The following is a 16,912-nucleotide window of genomic DNA, read 5'->3' on the forward strand; positions in this document are numbered from 1 at the left end:
CCGGTACCCTGCCACCGGTGGACTTCACCCAGCGTCACGACACCGGTTCGGCACTTCTGACCTTCGAGAAGGCGATAGACATCGGCGTGTTCGACGGGAGGATCGGCCCGGGAGTCGTCGAGGCACCGACACCGCTGCCGGCGGAAGATGAACTTCCCCCCGGCGCCCTTGTGCCGGACCCGGAGAACACGGGACGCAGGTGGAATCCGTGGGCGCTCACACTCGGCGTGGCCATGGTGCTCGCCGGGCTGTCCTTCATCGGATTCGCTGCCTTCCAGAAGTTCGGCACCGACGCCATCGCCGCCTCCCATCAGGCCGACCTCGAGGTGGAGTTCGAGGCCAGGAAGGAGGGACCGGTCCCGGTCACCACCGAGACGCCACCGGACACGAGTTCCGCCGATCCTGCAGAGTTCGACGACCCCGAGGACGTCCCGATCCTCATCGGCACCGCCGGGGACCCGCTGCTCGCCGAGTCCGACAACATCGTGGTCGAGGCACCGCCCGCCTCCGGGATGGCGCTGGGAAGGATCGTGATCCCCCAGGCCGGGGTCGACTGGGTCCTGGTGGAGGGCGTCAGCGCCGCCGACCTCCGCAAAGGACCCGGGCACATGCCGTGGACTGCCGTACCCGGGCAACCCGGCAACGCGGTCATCAGCGGCCACCGGACCACCTACGGATCGCCGTTCAACCGGCTCGACCTGCTGGTGCCCGGCGATCGGTTCACCGTGGAGACCCTCATCGGCGACCACACCTACGAGGTGGTGTCCACGCTGATAGTGGCACCCGACGACGTCTGGGTGACCGAGCAGTGGACCGGGGGCTGGCTCACGCTCACGACATGCCACCCGAAGGGTTCGTCACGTCAGCGTCTGATCGTGTTCTCGAAGCTGGTGGACGGGCCCAACGCCGCCGCCATCAGGGTCGAGTACCCGTCGCTGTACACGCCTCCGCAGCCGCCCGCCTGACGGGGCGCCTACCAGGGGGCCCCTATGTACTTGGGCTCCAGGAACTCGTGCATCCCGTGGTGGGAGCCCTCCCGGCCCAACCCCGACTGCTTGACGCCACCGAAGGGGGTGGCCGGATCGGAGATGAGGCCGCGGTTCAGCGCCACCATCCCCGCCTCCAGCCGCTCGGCGACACCCATCCCCACCCGCTCGTCGGCCGTGTACACATAGGAGATGAGGCCCATGTCGGTGTCGTTGGCCTGCTCCACCGCATCGTCGAGATCGTCGAAGGCGACGATCGGCGCCACCGGACCGAAGATCTCGGTTCCGAGGATTCCCGCTCCCCTGGCCACGTCCTTGATCACCGTCGGCAGGTAGAAGTAACCCCGACGCTCGGGCGCCTTGCCACCGGTCACCACCGCCCCATCGGCCGCCGCCTCCTCGACCATCTCGGCGATCTTGTCCCGGCTGGCGGCGTTGATCAGCGGCCCGACGTCGGTCCCGGGCTCCATTCCCGGACCCACCTGCAGCGACTCCATCGCCGTCGCCAGGCGCGCCGCGAACTCGTCGACCACGGGTCGCGCCACATAGAAGCGGTTGGCAGCGGTACAGGCCTCGCCGGCGTTGCGCATCTTGGCCTGCATCGCCCCGGTCACGGCGGCGTCGATGTCGGCGTCGGCGAGCACCAGGAAGGGCGCGTTTCCACCGAGTTCCATCGAGACGTTGAGAACTCGTTGTGCGGCGTTGGCCAGCAGCAGACGGCCAACCTCCGTGGAGCCTGTGAAGGAGAGCTTGCGGACCCGGCGGTCGGCCATCATCGCCGCCACCACCGGGCCCGACCGCCCCGCCGGAACCACGTTCACCACCCCGGGCGGACACCCCGCCTCGGCCAGGAGGTCGGCCAGAGCGAGCGCCACCAGCGGGGTGTCGGAGGCCGGCTTGAGCACCACGGTGCAGCCGGCGGCAAGGGCCGGACCGATCTTGCGGGTTCCCATGGCGATCGGGAAGTTCCACGGGGTGACCAGCAGCGACACGCCCACGGGCTGATAGAGGACGGTGACCCGCTTGTCCCCGGCAGGTGACCGGTACACCTCGCCCCGGATCCTCACCGCCTCCTCGGAGAACCATCGGAAGAACTCGGCCCCGTAGCGGACCTCGCCGATGGCGTCGCCGAGGGCCTTCCCGTTCTCCCGGGTGATCAGCTCGGCGAACTCCTTCTCGCGTTCCACGATCAGGTCGAACGCGCGGCGCAGGACTTCGGCGCGGCGCCGAGGTGCGGTGTCGGCCCATTCCCCCGCCGCTCCCTGGGCGGCGGTCACCGCCTCGAGCCCGTCCTCCTCGGTGCCGCTGGCCACCGATGCGATGGCCTCCTCGGTCGCCGGGTCGATGACCTCCATGGTCGAGCCGTCGGATGCCGCTCTCCACTCACCCCCGATGAACAGCCCGGTCTTGCCCTCCGCGAGGAGTCGGTCGAGTAGTGCCATGTCCGGGATGGTAGAGAAGGTGCCGGTGACAGTCGCGGGCGACATGCCCTCCCCCGCAGGGGGAGCCGGCCCGAAGGGCCGCAGGGGGCACCAGCACTACCAATGTGTGTGAGGCATTCCCTCCCCCGCAGGGGGAGCCGGCCCGAAGGGCCGGAGGGGGCACAAACGCGACATCACCCGCAGCAACACCCTGCCAGGACCGTCGTTGCTTCTGCCCCCTCCCGGCTCCGCCGTACTCCCCCCTCCGGGGGGAGGAAACACCGAACCGACCCGCCCGACGCCATTCCCTCCCCCGAAGGCGAGGAAACACCGACACCTCCCGGCTTCGCCGTACCCGCCCCTGCCCGCGCACTCCAGGAGGGGAAGCCCCGGAGCCGCTATCGCTCGTCAGGCGTCCAGGACCGCCCTCCAGGTCTCCTCGCCCACATTCCCTCCGCTGAGCACCACGGCCGTCACCGGGCTCGGCGGCACCTTTCCGCTGAGCAGCGCCGCAGCACCCACCGCTCCCCCGCCTTCGACTCGGAGCCCGTGTTCCCGCCAGAGGTGACGCATCGCCCCGGAGATATCCTCCTCCGACACCAGAACGGTCGAGTCGACCAGGTCCCGGCACATGCCAAAGGTGAGGTGGTTCTCTCGGCCCAGGCCGCCGGCGAGGGCATCGGCAAGGGTGTCCTCCTCGACGACATCCACGACCCTTCGCGCCTGGAGCGAGAGGTGCATGGCCGGGCCCCTCTCCTGGCTCACGCCCACCACCCTCACTCCAGGGATCAGGTGTTTCACCGCCGTGGCCACACCTGAGATGAGCCCGCCTCCTGAGAGCGGCACCACGAGGGTGATTGCCTGCGACACCTGCTCGGCGATCTCCAGACCGACGGTGCCCTGGCCGGCGATCACGCGAGGATCGTCGAAGGGATGCACGTAGGTCACGCCGGTGGCCGCCAGGTCGAGGGCGGCCGCCTCCGCCTCGTCCTGGCCGGGGCCGCCGACCACAACCTCTGCGCCGAGTGCTCGGATTGCCTCGACCTTCGATGAGGGCACCCGCTCCGAGAGACAGATCGTGGCCCGGACGCCGAGCCGGGCGGCGACGAAGGCCACGGCCCGCCCGTGGTTACCGCTGGACACCGCCACCACCCCGGCGGAACGCTCCTCTTCGGTCAGGGAGAGCAGCGTGTTGGCGGCGCCCCGGACCTTGAACGAGCCCGTCTCCTGCAGGCACTCGGCCTTCAGCCAGACCTCACCGCCGCCCGGAAAGCCCGATCCGCCCAGGACCGGAGTCACCACGGCGATGCTGGAGATTCGTTGGGCGGCGCCGGCGACTTCCTCGAACGTCGGGCGCCCGACGATCACCCGGCAGAGACGACGAACGGTCCGGGGATCGTGGTGCCGTCGCCGAAGGTGAGGTTGCTCACCGTCGCCTCGAAGCGGTCTGTCTCCAGGATGGTGAACTCGATCTCTCCGGAAGCCGAGCCGTCGGCGCCCGAAACCGGGATCGGGCCGGGGCCATCGGCGTCGAAGTAGACACAGATCCCGGTGCCGGCCGACGAACAGTCGATGTCGAACGTCCCCAGCTCGCCGGTCCAACCCGGTCCGTAGACCGTGTAAGCCTCGATCGACAGGAAGAAGCCGTCGGTGTCCGGGTCGTTGTGGACATGGTAGAACGGGTCGCTCGAGCCACCCTGCGGGGGGATGTACGAGATCGGACCGCTGAGTGCGCTCCAGTCGACGGTGTAGGAGCCATCGGGGTTCTGGACCAAGGCCCCCTCCCCGGAAGCGGCTTCCGTGGTGGTCGTCGCAGCAGCCTCAGTGGTCGTGGTGGCGGCCGTCGCTTCGGTGGTCGTCGCCGCAGCCGCGGTGGTCGTCGCCGCAGCCGCGGTGGTCGTCGCCGCAGCCGCGGTGGTCGTGGTTGCGGCGTCGTCGTCGCCACAGGCGCCGACGATGAGCGTCAAAGCGGCCAGAATGAACAGCAGGCCCTTCCGGAACATGGATCCCTCCCAGGAAGCGGCACCTTGCCGCGATACGGGGACTGTAGTTGCCAGGCCCGATGGCGTTCGGCATCCAAGCCGGTGGGATTGCCCGACCGACCCAACCCACCGACGCCCGATACGGCAATAGGCTGCGAAGATGACTTCCGGCGAGATCATCGCCCACTTCCTGCTCGCCGCAGCCCTCGGCGGGCTGATCGGGATGGAGCGCCAGGTGGGTCGCGCCGACCGCAGCCACGACTTCGCCGGGTTGCGCACCTTCGCCCTGTACTCGGTGTGGGGGGCCGGCGCCGCCTACCTCGGAGATCGATTCACCTCGGTCGCCTTTGCCGCTGCCGCCGCCGCCTTCGGTGGTCTGATCGTGGTCGAGTACTGGCTTGCCGGCAGGCGGGGCGAGACGGGGACCACCACCGAGGCTGCCGCCTTCGCCGCTTTCGTAGCAGGAGTGCTCGTCTGGTCAGGTGAGGAGGTGGCGGCGACGGCGCTGGCGGTCGGGGTTGCCGCCGTCCTCCAGTCGAAGGCGTGGGTGCACGGCCTCGTGGGTCGGTTCTCCGACGAGGACATGCGGGCGGTGCTGCGCTTCGGGGTCCTCACGGCCGTGATCCTGCCTCTTGTACCCGACCGTCGCATGGGCCCATTCGCCGCAATCAACCCCCGAGAGATCTGGCTGATGGTGGTGCTGGTCGCCGGAATCGGGCTCGCCGGGTACGTGACGCTTCGCCTGCTCGGCCCGCGCGGGCTGGCACCGACCGGGCTGATCGGGGGCCTGGTCTCCTCGACCGCCGTGACCCTCGGGTTCTCCCGCATGTCGCGCAGGGTGCCGACAGCGACTTCGGCTCTTGCCGCCGGAGTTGTGGCGGCCTCCGGGCTGATGTACGTGCGGGTGCTCATCGAGACCTTCGTCGTCGAGCCGGAGGTCGGCCGCCTGCTCGTCATGCCCCTGGTCGTGCTGTTCTGTGCCGTCGAAGGGATCGCCCTGGTCATGTGGTGGCGTTCGGGTCACGCCGAGGCGGACCAGCCGCTCGACGTGCGCAATCCCGTGACCCTCACCGCAGCGCTGCAATTCGGAGTCCTGTACGGGGCGGTGGTGCTCGTCGCCGCCGCTCTGGTCGATCGGGTGTCGGAGGCATCACTCTCGGCGGTGGCCGCCATTTCGGGTATCAACGACGTCGACGCCATCACCCTGGCCACCGCCAACCTGGTGCGCGAAGGCAAGGTGTCGGCGGTATCGGCGGCGCAGGCGGTGCTGGCCGCTGCCACGGTGAACACGCTGGTCAAGGCGGCACTCTCCGCCTTCCTGGGTGGTCGCAGGTTCCGGCTGCAAGTTCTTGCCGTCCTGGGCCCGGCGGCGGCCGCCACGGCTCTGGCGTGGATGCTGGTTTGATGGGATGCGACTCGGAGGCGTGGTGAGATGAGCCGGACAGCCTGCGTGGCCAGAGCACTGCAAGCCCACGTGGCGCTCGCCCTGCTGCTCTCCGGATGCACGACAGGGACCCCCGCCCTCTTCTCGGAGGTTTCCACCACGACCACCGTGGCCCCCCCGGGGACGACCACCCCCGGCGTTGCTCCGGAGTCGACATCGACGACCGCCGCCCCATACCGCCGGGTCGACGCCTTTGGTGTGCTGCTCCGCTACGAAGGCGGCTCCGACGAGGGGACCATCGAGGTCGTCGTGTGCAACGCTACCGCCGGCGACTCGGGAGAGTTCACGGTGACCATCACGGCACCGGTGCAGGCGACTCTTGTCACCGGGGAGGCGCTGGAGTCGCGGACCTGCGCCGGGTACCACGACGCGACCGTGACGCTCGGGTCCGTGGCCGTGGCCGGACCCGGCACCTATCCGGTGACGGTGGCCGTGACCGAACCGGAGGGCACCGCCGAGACGACCTTCGAGGTTTCGATTGAGGAGCTCACCATCACACCGGACGCGGCGCAGTACGCCGACTACGAGGCATGCGTCGACCGCGGCGAGATCGGATGTGCCGACTACGTCTGGTACCAGCCGGTTCCTGGCGAGGTACTGAAGCGACTAGGTGTCGTGCAGTCGATCGCTCCGGCAGAGCTGGAACCGCTCGCCACCAGGTCGGTGTTCGCCAACGCCAACTGCATCGTGCGGATCGAAGAGTTCCTGGGAATCACCGGACCGAGGCCGATCTCGCACCGTTTCCTGGTCTCCGAGTACGCGGGCGGGTACGCATCGCCCATGAGCAGGTGGACGTCGGCGGCCTCCCTCGAGTTCCACCTGGAGAGCATCGCCCTGTGGCTCGACTCGGAGTGGCCCGCAGTCCAGGACGGCCAATGCGATCCGACGACCGCTCACGAGCTCACCCATGTCGTGCTGGGCGACACGCCGCTTGGCGGCTTCCTGAACGAGGGGCTCGCCACCTGGATGCAGATCACGGAACGCTCCAACGGCGCGAACCGGTCCTCCGACATCACATGTGGCGACGACGCCTGGTACGGGTACGACATCGCAAGCGGTACCGACACCTGGATCCCGTACTCGAACCTCTCCACATTCGATCCCGACGCACCGGGCATCTATGCGTACTACACGGGGGAGTGCTTCTGGAACTGGCTCGAGACCACCTACGGGACGGCCAAGGTCATCGAGATCGTTCAGGCGGCCCACGCCCTGCACGACACCGAGGTGTACAACGGCTGCCGGCCCGGAGGGCCCCCCGTGCTCTTCATACGCGACATCGTCAACCCGATAATCGGCGAAGACGTAAGCGTCGTTACCGAGCCGATGTTCGGCGTCGGACTGGAGTGGCACGCCTGCCTGGCGTAGATGCCGGCGTTCGTCACCCATGTCAGACCGACCCGTCTCGCCTTCTAGGCTTGGTGCCGGGGCCCGTAGCTCAACGGTCAGAGCGCCGGACTCATAATCCGACAGATGCAGGTTCGAGTCCTGCCGGGCCCACCAGTCTAGAACTGACGGACATTTCTTACATCTCGGCTCTCCGGATCCAACCGAGGAGAGTGATGACCGAGAGACAACAGCAGCGGCTGGTGAACCATCGGCTGGCGGTGATCCGCCACGCCGAGGAAGTGACCGGCAACGTCGCCCAGACCTGCCGCTACTTCGGGATCAGCCGCCAGACCTTCTACGTCTGGCTGCGCCGCTACGAAGAGAAAGGGCTCGAAGGTCTGCGGGATCGGTCCCGACGTCCCCACCACAGCCCCAACGCCACCTCAGCCGAGGTGGTGGGAAAGATCATCTACCTGCGCCAGAACTACCACTTCGGGCCGGGGAAGATCGCCATGTATCTCCGCCGCTACCACGAGATCACCATCAGCCCCTCGGGGATATGGCGGATCCTGTGCCGGCTCGAGCTGAACCGACTCCCCAGCTCGCAACGCCACAAGACCTACCAGAAGCGATGGAAACGCTACGAGAAACCCCAACCAGGCCACCGCGTCCAGGTCGACGTCAAGTTCATCACCCCCGTCGGGGCAGCCGGGAAACGGTTCTACCAGTTCACCGCCATCGACGACTGCACCCGGCTCCGGGTCCTGCGGGCATATCCCCGCTGCAACCAGAAGACCGCCATCCAGTTCCTCGACTACCTCCTGGCCAAGCTGCCGTTCCGAGTCGAGGTCATCCAAACCGACAACGGAGCCGAATTCGGATCCCAGTTCCACTACCACGTCCTCGACCGCGGCATCAGACACGTATACATCAAACCGGCCACCCCCCGACTCAACGGCAAAGCGGAACGATCTCACCGCATCGACGAAGAAGAGTTCTACCGGATGCTCGACGGCGTCGTCATCGACGACACCGACCTGTTCAACGACAAGCTGCAAGAGTGGGAGGACTTCTACAACTTCAACCGACCACACGGCTGCCTCGACGGCCAGACCCCCTACGAACGGCTAAGGCAGAAGACCACCGAGAGCCAACCGGTGTAAGCAGACACCGTCAATTGCACACTGCCGGGCCCACTGCGACTCACTCGAACCGCGATCGCGTCGATCCTCTCGGATGATCGAGCGCCGCCCGCGAGCGTGCTGTCGGGCAGGAGACACTACCCGCTCAAACCAGGGACGCTCAATGTCGGCCCAGCAACACGCAATGCCGCTCGAAAGCGACTGAGGCGGCATTCGACTCCCGGTTCTTAGGGGATGCAGATTCTTGCGGACAAGCACCGACGGATCGACCTCTACCGAGTCGTGGCGCGTGCAAGCACCACCAGGTCAACCGCGAACCGTAAGGAGCCCGAGACTGGCCGCCCCACCACGCGAATCTCATTGCCCGCGTGGCGCCATTGAGCCGGGGCCTTTGACGAGAAAGACGCCGAGCCCGCAGACCAGCAGGGTGAGGGCGGCGACCGCAGCAGCAGTTGACCCGCTGTCGTGCACTAGGAAGGCCCACGAGGATGGCGGAATCCCTGGGGACTGGGTGCCGATAAGCCACATCACCGCAGGCGTTAGAACCTGGATGAGCATTGCCCACGTGCGCGGGACCAATCCGGAGAGTGCGTATCCTTGCCCGACCAGAAAGCAAGAATTTCGGCAGGCAACTGAAGGATTCACCCCCGGTGGACTCAAAGCGATCAGTGTCGCGATGGCCACCACCGATAGCGCGACGTGCCCGACCTTACGTTCGGCCATGGACCGGACGCTGATTCGCTCGAGATCGTCGCCAAGGTAGTAGCAGGCATTCAAGAGAACACCGGCAGGGATCACGGGAAGCAACGGCCATAGATCTGCGACGACTTCGACACGGCCAGGCACCCGAACGGCAGTGCTGAACGCAGCCGACAGAAGCAGCGCAACAGCTACCGAGATGCCCACTGCCGCTGAATCCAGTCGTCTAAGTAGAAGTCGCACAGTCGATCAAGGTCCGGCTTGCCGCGGCTAGGAGTGGCGGGGGTTCTTCTCGTATGCCGTGGGCGTAGTCGTAAATCTCGTCCACCCATCTCACAATCGACCCCACGATCTCCAGTTGAGCGGGATCATCCGGATCGCCACTTAGGCAGTCGTGTATGTAGGAGTTGATCACCGCGCCAGTCGCTACCAACCGAGGGTCCTCGGCCGTATCGCGCACCTGCGGAATGAATCCGACCAGCGGACCTACGTCGGAGAGGTCTTGCGTCAAACGCACCGGCGCTGGGTGGCCACTCGCCTTGATGGCTGCGACCAGTGGATCGAGCGCCGCGATGAGATCGGGTCGGTATCGCTCATACTCAACGGTGAGGCAGACCTCCGGCCTGTCGCCTTCACACGCGACATCGGCTCGAACCACCTCGAGTGTGTCCTCGGTCCCCGCCAGCAAGATCGCAGCAGCGATCACCACACCGATGCTCGCGAAGACGCCGCGGGACAACATACCTGGCATTCGAGGTGACAGCCCAAGGGCTGTGATCGTTGCCGCGGCGTAGAACGAGAACTGGACGGCACTCACCGGCTGTCGAGGTGAGAGGGAGATGAGGGACGCGCCGGCCCCTCCGACGCGAACAAACGCGTAGTCAACCGAGTACCCGAAGAGAATCATCGCGAAGACGACGAGGGGCATCATCGCAACCGAAATCCACTTCTCAGTCTTCCAGCCAACGACCAACCCACTAGCACATGCAAAACCAACCAAGGCCAACGCTGGAGGCGTTGTTTGGAGGGCCGTTCCATACGGATGACCTGGCGTTCCATGCAGCTTGACAGCAATCACGACTGAGGTGAGCCCGACGAGGTACGCGAGGCTGGTCCACGTCATCAGACTGGCCCAAATGGCTGTGACGGCACGTCTTGCTTCGTTCCGGGCGTCCACAGCTTCCTTAGTCGCAGAGAACCGTACGCCCTCCCACGCTCCGAGCCCGGCGACGAGCGGTGCAAGGAGCACCGTGACGAAGTGGAAGTTGTATATCGCCCATTGCATCTCATGCAGCGAGTCGAGGGGCCGTAGGAAGTAGTTGAAGATCACTAGCGATACGATCGCCGCAAACGCAGTGCGGCCGATCGACCGTCGGAGTCCCAGAGTGATCACTTGAGCCTCACTCGGCCTGCAAGTCTGGCCGTGGGGTGCACGAGTGGCTCTCCGTGAGGAACCGCAACGCGGTCTCGATCGGCCGTTCGTCGCCGATCGCTTGGTTCGGGGGTGCCAGCTCCTCCAACCCTCTCGCGCTGCCGTCGAATAGGACGAGCCCCCGGTCGAGGACGACGACACGATCACCCAGGAGCTCGACCTCCTCAACCAGGTGCGTTGCTAGCACCACCAACCGACTACGCGACCAGGCACGGAGCAGGTGCCTCAGTCGGGCACGATGAGAAGAATCGACTGAAGATGATGGCTCGTCAAGGAGCAGCAACCGGGGTTCATGCACGGTGGCTTGTGCGAGATAGACCGTCTGCCTTTCGCCGACCGACATTTGGCCGATCCTCCTATCTGCCAGGTGAGTTGCACCGAACGCGCCAAGCGCCGCTCTTGCAGCCTTCCGCCTGTGTCCGCGCGCGACCTTCGCGAGCCAAGCGGCATACTCGACGGCGTCGATGGCCGTGAAGTGGCCCGGAAACGAGGCGTCTTGGGGGAGGTACCCAATCCAGGAACGAGCGCGCCGCAGTTGCCTTCGATCCGACAGGGAGTTGCCTGCAATGAAGACAGACCCCGAGGACGGGGGATACAAACTGGCGAGCGTACGAATCAGAGATGATTTCCCGGCCCCATTCGGGCCAGCCAGCACCAGGAGCCCGGTGTCCGCCTCCAGGGTTATGTCGTCTAAGACCAGTCGATCGCCGCGCCTGAGCGAGAGATTCTGGACACGAAGGGTGGGTGGAGGCCCGTCCTCCACCCACCCTTCCCCATTGGGCCGTTGTGGTGCTCCGTTCACCCTCAAGCGGGGCGTCTCCAGACTAAGGGACGGCTAGGGGATGATGACCCAACTTGAGCAACTATCCGGCACCGGCCAACCCATCTCGGCACACGCGATCGTCTTGATCGTATAGTACGACCCTGGAGCGGTGTGCGAGAAGTACCTTGTTGTATTCTCGATCTCAGGAGTGGTTCGTTGATAGAGCAAGCTGTACGGATACCACGACGAATAGAATCTCGTCTTCGCGTAGACCGTGTTTCCGTCGTTGATCGGGTCCTGCAAATAGAAGTTATTCCAGCTGGTTGATCCGTGGCCGGCGTCGCCCCACGCCTTGACAACTCGGTGTCCGTTGTACCAGGAGTCAATCGGCCCCCAGGCTGTCGCAGCCGCGGGACCGGCGCCGAGCAACAGGGCCAACGCAGCCCCCAGGATGACTCGGATCGTCTTTGTCATGAGTGCCTTCTCCTTCCCCCGGAACCAGTGCGTTGACACCGCGTACGTTTTCCTGTTCCAGGCAATCATTTCATCCCAGTTACTGTCTGATAGGGCCCAAAGACCCTATTTCGAGATCAAGGAGATTCTCGCCAGAGGTGCGAGCTCGCACCTCGCTGACCTGACCATCGAACGATGGGCCTGATGCACGGATAGTTGACAATGAGTCTGGCTTGCTTCGGTGGGCCGGGAAGGATGTTGCCTATGCCAAAGCCGTATCCCCGAGAGTTCCGTGACGATGTCGTGCGGGTGGCCCGCAGCCGAGACGAGGGGGTGACACTGGATCAGATCGCGGCGGAGTTCGGGATTCATCCGATGACGTTGACCAAGTGGCTGCGTCAGGCCCGGATCGATGCCGGTGAGCAGCCGGGACGCTCCACGACCGAGTCGGGGGATCTGCGGGCTGCTCGGCGTCGGATCCGCCTGTTGGAGCAGGAGAACGAGGTGCTGCGCCGGGCTGCGGCGTATCTCGGCCGGGCCAACCTCCCAAAAGGGTGATGTATCCGGTGATTCGCGAGCTCGCTGCCGACGGGATCCCCGTTGTGGTGGCGTGCCGGGTACTCGATGTCGCTCGCCAACCCTACTACCGGTGGCTGCATCGCCCGATCGGCCCGGTCGAGGCCCGCCGTGGGGTGTTGACCGAGGCGATCCGGGAGGCACACACCGATGATCCCGAGTTCGGGTACCGGTTCTTGGCCGACGAGGTCCGTGCCGGCGGCTATGACGTGTGTGACCGCACCGTGTGGCGGATCTGCGCCGCGAATGGCTGGTGGGCCAGTTTCTCCGTTGCCAACCGGCGCCGCAAGACCACCATCGGGCGTCTCCCCGCCCACGATGACCTGGTTCGCCGGGAGTTCACCGCCGAGGCCCCCAACGAGGTGTGGGTCGCCGACATCACCGAACACCCCACCGGCGAAGGCAATCTCTATCTGTGTGCCGTCAAAGACCTGTGGTCGAACCGGATCGTCGGCTACGCCCTCGACGAACGCATGAAAGCCCGCCTCGCCGTCGCCGCCATCGAGATCGCCGTCGCCCGCCGCGGTGGCGTGGCCGGATGCATCGTCCACACCGACCGCGGGTCGCAGTTCCGTGCCCGGGCACTGAAACGCTGCCTGGACCGTCACGGCCTGGTCGGGTCGATGGGCCAGGTCGGCTCAGCCGCCGACAACGCCGCCGCCGAATCGTTCTTCTCGCTCCTACAGAACAACGTTCTGAACCGGCGACACTGGCGCACCCGAGACGAGCTCCGAATCGCCATCATCACCTGGATCGAACGCACCTACCACCGCCGACGCCGCCAACAAGCCCTCGGCCGATTGACCCCCATCGAATACGAGATGATCATGACCCCAGCCGCCAAGGCGGCCTAACCCAAACCACCCGTCACCAAAACGTGTACCAGGCCCCATCGCCAGGCGGCTGAGGTCGCTGCCAGCGGCCACCAAGCCGACGATCAGGCGTTCATCGACGCCGTCAGCCTCGACGAGAGGTGAGACGCTCCGAGATCTGGACCGCCTCAGCAGGTAGCGGATACGCGGGCAAGCCGCGCCCGGTGGTCATCGTTCAAGACGACCGCTTTGATGCGACACACTCGGTGACCGTATGCGCCTTCACCACCGATCCGACCGAGGCGCCACTGATTCGGCTCCCCGTGGCCCCCGACGATCAGAACGGCCTCCGGATGCCCTGCAGCCTCATGGTGGACAAGATCACCACCGTGCCTCGCACCAAGCTGAGAGAACCGGTCGGGCGTCTCGCCGATCAGGACATGGTCAGGCTGGGTCGTGCCATCGTGGTCTTCTTCGGGCTGGCCGGCGCCTAACCGACCTGAGTACCGCCTCTCCCTTCGGCCTTGCTCTCCCGCAGGCTGCCGCCACCTGCGATGTGACGACTTCCACTCGAAACCGGCCTGCGGTTGGCGTCGCCTGCCCGGCCGGCGCTCGGCTCGGTCCACCGGAGTGGTGTGCTTCATGGGGAGCCTGTGCCGGCCCCACTCGTCGATCGTCCCGGACCAGACCAACGACCTGGGGGGCCGGGTGAGCCGACCCCCCAGGACATGGCCGACGACGGCATGCCGCCTCATGCGATGTGCTTCTCTGCGCTACTGAGGCTCCGTCGATCGGCCGATTCCCGATCCGAGGCCCTTGTGCCACACGAATGCCTCCACGCGAGCGGTGACCTCTCGCAGGATGGCGGCGGCGGCATCGTGACGAAGGCATCCGGCCTCCACCAGGGCCGCCAGCTCATCGGCAGCCGTTGCCGTGAGGGCGGCGACGACCTCACCTGGATCGAAACCGTTCTGGCGTGCCACCTCGGCGATCGACTTGCCGGAGTGGAGGTTGCGGACCAGCTCGAGCACATCGATACCGATCGCGTGAGCGGCACCCTTGAGCATGCCGCGCAGGGTCGGCTGCCGGTACAGGTCGGGCCGCTCGCACTCGTCACCTCCCAGCGGCCCACCCGGCTTCTCCACGAAGGCGGTGAACCTCGCCGTGACATGAGCCTTCAGCCGCTCACCATGGGCGGGGCGAATGCACCCCTCGCCGACCAGGTAGTCGATCCTGCGGTGCAGCGGTGCCGCCAGGGCGGCGACGACCACCATCGGATCCACACCGTTGGCGCGCGCCACCCAGGCGATCGATTCCCCCTCAGCAAGGAGCCGGACCAACTCGGTGGTCGGGATCCCGATCACCTCGGCCGCCGTGTTCAGGTATGACCTGAGGAACGGGAACCGATACACGTCGGGGATGGCGCAGTCCGGCCGATGCCTGGCATCGGACTCGGCCCCGGCATCATCGGCGAGCGTCGTCGTGGTCGGCTCGGAGTCCACGATCGTGGTTCGTGTCGGCTCCCCATCCGTCTGCTGAGCCAACACCGGGGTGACACCGGACAGCGCCAGTGCCGCCACGATCCCCACAGTCGTCAGTCGATATCGCAGCCCCATCGGTTACTCCTTCTCTAGGTGCGACATCCGGAGCATCGGCCGCCCACCTCGGGAATCCCTCGGAGCGGGCTGTGAACTCTCTGGGACGGGTAGCACCTTCGACTCTCAGCAAACTCCCAGGAAAAGCCGATAGGTTGGACCTGATGTCTGAAACCGACGATCCGGTGAGGATCCTCGTCGTCGACGATGAGGAGTCGCTGCGCGACCTAGTGGGCAGCGCCCTGCGGTTCGCCGGCTACCAGGTCGCCGCCGTCGCCGGCGGCCTCGAGGCCCTGCAATCGCTTCGGGCGGACCCGCCCGATCTCGTGGTCCTCGACGTCAACCTCCCCGACATGGATGGTTTCGAGGTGTGCCGGAGGATGCGTCGCGACTCGATCGCCACACCGGTCGTATTCCTCACGGCCCGCGACGAGATGGAAGATCTGCGAACCGGGTTCAGGCACGGGGGGGACGACTACCTCACCAAACCATTCAGTCTCGAAGAGCTGGGGCTCCGTATCGAAGCGGTGCTCCGGCGGTCCCGTGGCCCTGCCGAGGACCGGCATCGCCTGCAACGCGGGAGCCTGATCCTCGACGAAGACGCCCACCAGGTGTGGCATGACGACCAGGAGGTGGTGCTCTCGCCGACAGAGTTCCGGCTGCTGCGCTATCTGCTCATGAACCAGGGCAGGGTCCTGTCCAGGGGCCAGATCCTCGACCACGTCTGGGAGTACGACTTCGATGGCAACCACAACGTCGTGGAGACCTATGTCAGCTACCTGAGGCGCAAGCTCGGAGACGGTAGCGGGCGGATCATCTCCACGGTTCGTGGTGTCGGTTACGTGATCCGGCCCCCGACCACCCCCCGACCGTGACGCTTCGGGCCCGACTCGTCGCCGGTTTCACGGTGCTGCTCCTCGTGGCGGTGGGCATCACCGGGGTCGTGGCGACTTCTGCGGTCCGGGCGACCCTCACCGCCCAGGTCGAAGAGTCCCTCCACGAGGTGGCGCGCCGCGGGACCGAGATCGACCTGCGGACGCTGGTGCGCGGCGGCGACGTGTTCCCCAGAAACGTGGCTGTGGTCGTCATCGGCCCGGAAGGTAGGGTCCTGCGCTCCACTCCGTCCGGGTTCGGCGACGCACCCGATCCCCTACCGGACGTGTCGACCCTCGCCCACACCCCGACCGGGTTCTCGACCTTGCCCGCCGACGACGGGTCGTTCGACTACCTGGTGGTGATCACCCGTCCGACCGACACCGCAACGGTGGTGTGGGCGTCGCCTCTCAAGGAGGTCGACCGGGCCGTCGGCCTGGTCGCCAGGATGCTCATCATCGCCGGAGCCGTCGTCTTGATCCTCGGCGTCGCCGCAACCTGGTGGACCGTCCGCCGCGGCATGCGGCCGGTGGACCGGATGGTGGCGACCGCCGGTGCCATCGCCTCCGGCGCGACCGGGCGTCGAGTCGATGCTCAATCGGCGAAGACCGAGCTGGGTCGTCTGGGCCGCGCCCTCAATGAGATGCTTACCCAGATCGAGGCGGCCAAGGCATCCGATCGAGAGTCCCAAGATCGTCTGCGGAGGTTCGTCTCAGACGCCTCCCACGAACTGCGCACCCCCATCACGGCCATCGGCGGCTACGCCGAGCTGTACCGGCAGGGCGGCCTTCCGACCGCCGAGGACGTCGGGCGCGCCATGGGCCGCATCGAGGCGGAGAGCACCCGCATGCACCGACTGGTCGAGGACCTGCTGCTGCTGGCGCGAATGGACGAAGGCTCCCCGATCCGGCGCGAGCGGGTGGACCTGGGGAGGCTCGCCACAGACGGCGTGGCCGACCATCGAGCCGTCGATCCGACCCGACCGGTCTCGCTGATCGCCCCGGAAGGGATCGTCGTGTCCGGCGATCCCCAGGCACTCGCCCAGGTCGTCGCCAACCTGCTGGCCAACACCCGTGTCCACACCCCGGAAGGGACGACGGTGGTGGTCGACGTCCGCCACCAAGACGGCCGCGCAGTCCTCGAGGTGAGCGACGACGGTCCCGGGTTGGCCGACGGTGATCACGCCAGGGTGTTCGAGCGATTCGCCCGGGGCGATCGCTCGCGATCCCGGAGCAGTGGTGGCGCCGGTCTGGGCCTGTCCATCGCAGCCACCATCGTGCGCGGCCACGGCGGCTCCATCGACGCCGACCAAGCACCCCAGGGCGGTTTCCGGGTGACGGTGGGGCTGCCCGCGGTCGCCTCGGTGTCGTCCGCCGACTGAAGCGCCACCAGACCGCGAATTTCA

Annotated in this window: 16 protein-coding genes and 1 tRNA gene; 9 read left to right on the forward strand and 8 right to left on the reverse strand. The window is 66.5% G+C overall.

Annotation, left to right across the window (positions count from 1 at the left end):
- Positions 1 to 17: 17 nt before the first annotated feature.
- Entirely contained in the window at positions 18 to 965 is a 948-nt protein-coding gene (locus QY307_02400; protein WKZ83122.1) for a class E sortase, read from the forward strand.
- Positions 966 to 973: 8 nt separating this feature from the next.
- Here the strand turns inward: QY307_02400 and QY307_02405 are convergent, their stop codons facing one another.
- From QY307_02405 to QY307_02415, 3 genes are all read right to left on the reverse strand, one after another.
- A complete protein-coding gene (locus QY307_02405) occupies positions 974 to 2,428 on the reverse strand; it encodes an NAD-dependent succinate-semialdehyde dehydrogenase (GenBank protein ID WKZ83123.1) in 1,455 nt (484 codons plus the stop codon).
- Between the two features lie 387 nt (positions 2,429 to 2,815).
- Positions 2,816 to 3,775 (reverse strand): pyridoxal-phosphate dependent enzyme, encoded by a 960-nt coding sequence (locus tag QY307_02410; GenBank protein ID WKZ83124.1) that lies wholly within the window; start codon positions 3,773 to 3,775, stop codon positions 2,816 to 2,818.
- Positions 3,772 to 4,410, reverse strand: a complete 639-nt coding sequence (locus QY307_02415) for a hypothetical protein (protein ID WKZ83125.1) — start codon at positions 4,408 to 4,410, stop codon at positions 3,772 to 3,774. The genes QY307_02410 and QY307_02415 overlap by 4 nt, the downstream gene beginning before the upstream one ends.
- 139 nt (positions 4,411 to 4,549) lie before the next feature.
- Between QY307_02415 and QY307_02420 the strand changes: the two genes are divergently transcribed.
- The 4 genes from QY307_02420 to QY307_02435 all read left to right on the forward strand — a co-directional run bounded on the left by QY307_02420 (position 4,550) and on the right by QY307_02435 (position 8,325).
- Positions 4,550 to 5,794 carry an MgtC/SapB family protein gene (locus tag QY307_02420; GenBank protein ID WKZ83126.1) on the forward strand — a complete coding sequence of 415 codons (1,245 nt, stop codon included), beginning with the start codon at positions 4,550 to 4,552 and terminating at the stop codon, positions 5,792 to 5,794.
- Between the two features lie 27 nt (positions 5,795 to 5,821).
- Entirely contained in the window at positions 5,822 to 7,201 is a 1,380-nt protein-coding gene (locus tag QY307_02425) for a hypothetical protein (protein ID WKZ83127.1), read from the forward strand.
- A gap of 59 nt (positions 7,202 to 7,260) precedes the next feature.
- A tRNA-Ile gene (locus QY307_02430) sits at positions 7,261 to 7,336 on the forward strand.
- A gap of 59 nt (positions 7,337 to 7,395) precedes the next feature.
- Positions 7,396 to 8,325 carry an IS481 family transposase gene (locus QY307_02435; GenBank protein WKZ83128.1) on the forward strand — a complete coding sequence of 310 codons (930 nt, stop codon included), beginning with the start codon at positions 7,396 to 7,398 and terminating at the stop codon, positions 8,323 to 8,325.
- A 336-nt stretch (positions 8,326 to 8,661) separates the two neighbouring features.
- Here QY307_02435 and QY307_02440 read toward each other — a convergent pair whose 3' ends face one another.
- From QY307_02440 to QY307_02455, 4 genes are all read right to left on the reverse strand, one after another.
- A complete protein-coding gene (locus tag QY307_02440) occupies positions 8,662 to 9,210 on the reverse strand; it encodes a hypothetical protein (GenBank protein ID WKZ83129.1) in 549 nt (182 codons plus the stop codon).
- Positions 9,211 to 9,229: 19 nt separating this feature from the next.
- Complete coding sequence (locus tag QY307_02445; protein ID WKZ83130.1) at positions 9,230 to 10,333, reverse strand: hypothetical protein; 1,104 nt, start codon at positions 10,331 to 10,333, stop codon at positions 9,230 to 9,232.
- Between the two features lie 70 nt (positions 10,334 to 10,403).
- Positions 10,404 to 11,090 (reverse strand): ATP-binding cassette domain-containing protein, encoded by a 687-nt coding sequence (locus QY307_02450; protein ID WKZ83742.1) that lies wholly within the window; start codon positions 11,088 to 11,090, stop codon positions 10,404 to 10,406.
- 180 nt (positions 11,091 to 11,270) lie between these two features.
- A complete protein-coding gene (locus QY307_02455; GenBank protein ID WKZ83131.1) occupies positions 11,271 to 11,672 on the reverse strand; it encodes a hypothetical protein in 402 nt (133 codons plus the stop codon).
- Between the two features lie 243 nt (positions 11,673 to 11,915).
- Between QY307_02455 and QY307_02460 the strand changes: the two genes are divergently transcribed.
- Both QY307_02460 and QY307_02465 read left to right on the forward strand, forming a co-directional pair.
- A protein-coding gene (locus QY307_02460; protein WKZ83132.1) for an IS3 family transposase occupies positions 11,916 to 13,081 on the forward strand; the annotation gives its coding sequence in 2 pieces (ribosomal slippage) (positions 11,916 to 12,203 and positions 12,206 to 13,081; 1,164 coding nt in all).
- A 119-nt stretch (positions 13,082 to 13,200) separates the two neighbouring features.
- The gene (locus tag QY307_02465; protein WKZ83133.1) at positions 13,201 to 13,533 is read left to right on the forward strand and encodes a type II toxin-antitoxin system PemK/MazF family toxin; all 333 of its coding nucleotides are present in this window, start codon (positions 13,201 to 13,203) and stop codon (positions 13,531 to 13,533) included.
- 279 nt (positions 13,534 to 13,812) lie between these two features.
- Here the strand turns inward: QY307_02465 and QY307_02470 are convergent, their stop codons facing one another.
- Positions 13,813 to 14,655: a hypothetical protein gene (locus QY307_02470; protein WKZ83134.1), complete on the reverse strand. Its 843-nt coding sequence runs from the start codon at positions 14,653 to 14,655 to the stop codon at positions 13,813 to 13,815.
- Between the two features lie 143 nt (positions 14,656 to 14,798).
- Between QY307_02470 and QY307_02475 the strand changes: the two genes are divergently transcribed.
- Both QY307_02475 and QY307_02480 read left to right on the forward strand, forming a co-directional pair.
- Complete coding sequence (locus QY307_02475) at positions 14,799 to 15,509, forward strand: response regulator transcription factor (GenBank protein ID WKZ83135.1); 711 nt, start codon at positions 14,799 to 14,801, stop codon at positions 15,507 to 15,509.
- On the forward strand, positions 15,506 to 16,888 hold the full coding sequence (locus QY307_02480; GenBank protein ID WKZ83136.1) for a HAMP domain-containing sensor histidine kinase: 1,383 nt from the start codon (positions 15,506 to 15,508) through the stop codon (positions 16,886 to 16,888). The genes QY307_02475 and QY307_02480 overlap by 4 nt, the downstream gene beginning before the upstream one ends.
- Positions 16,889 to 16,912 lie beyond the last annotated feature (24 nt).

Source organism: Acidimicrobiia bacterium (assembly GCA_030584185.1).
GTDB lineage: Bacteria > Actinomycetota > Acidimicrobiia > Spongiisociales > UBA11373.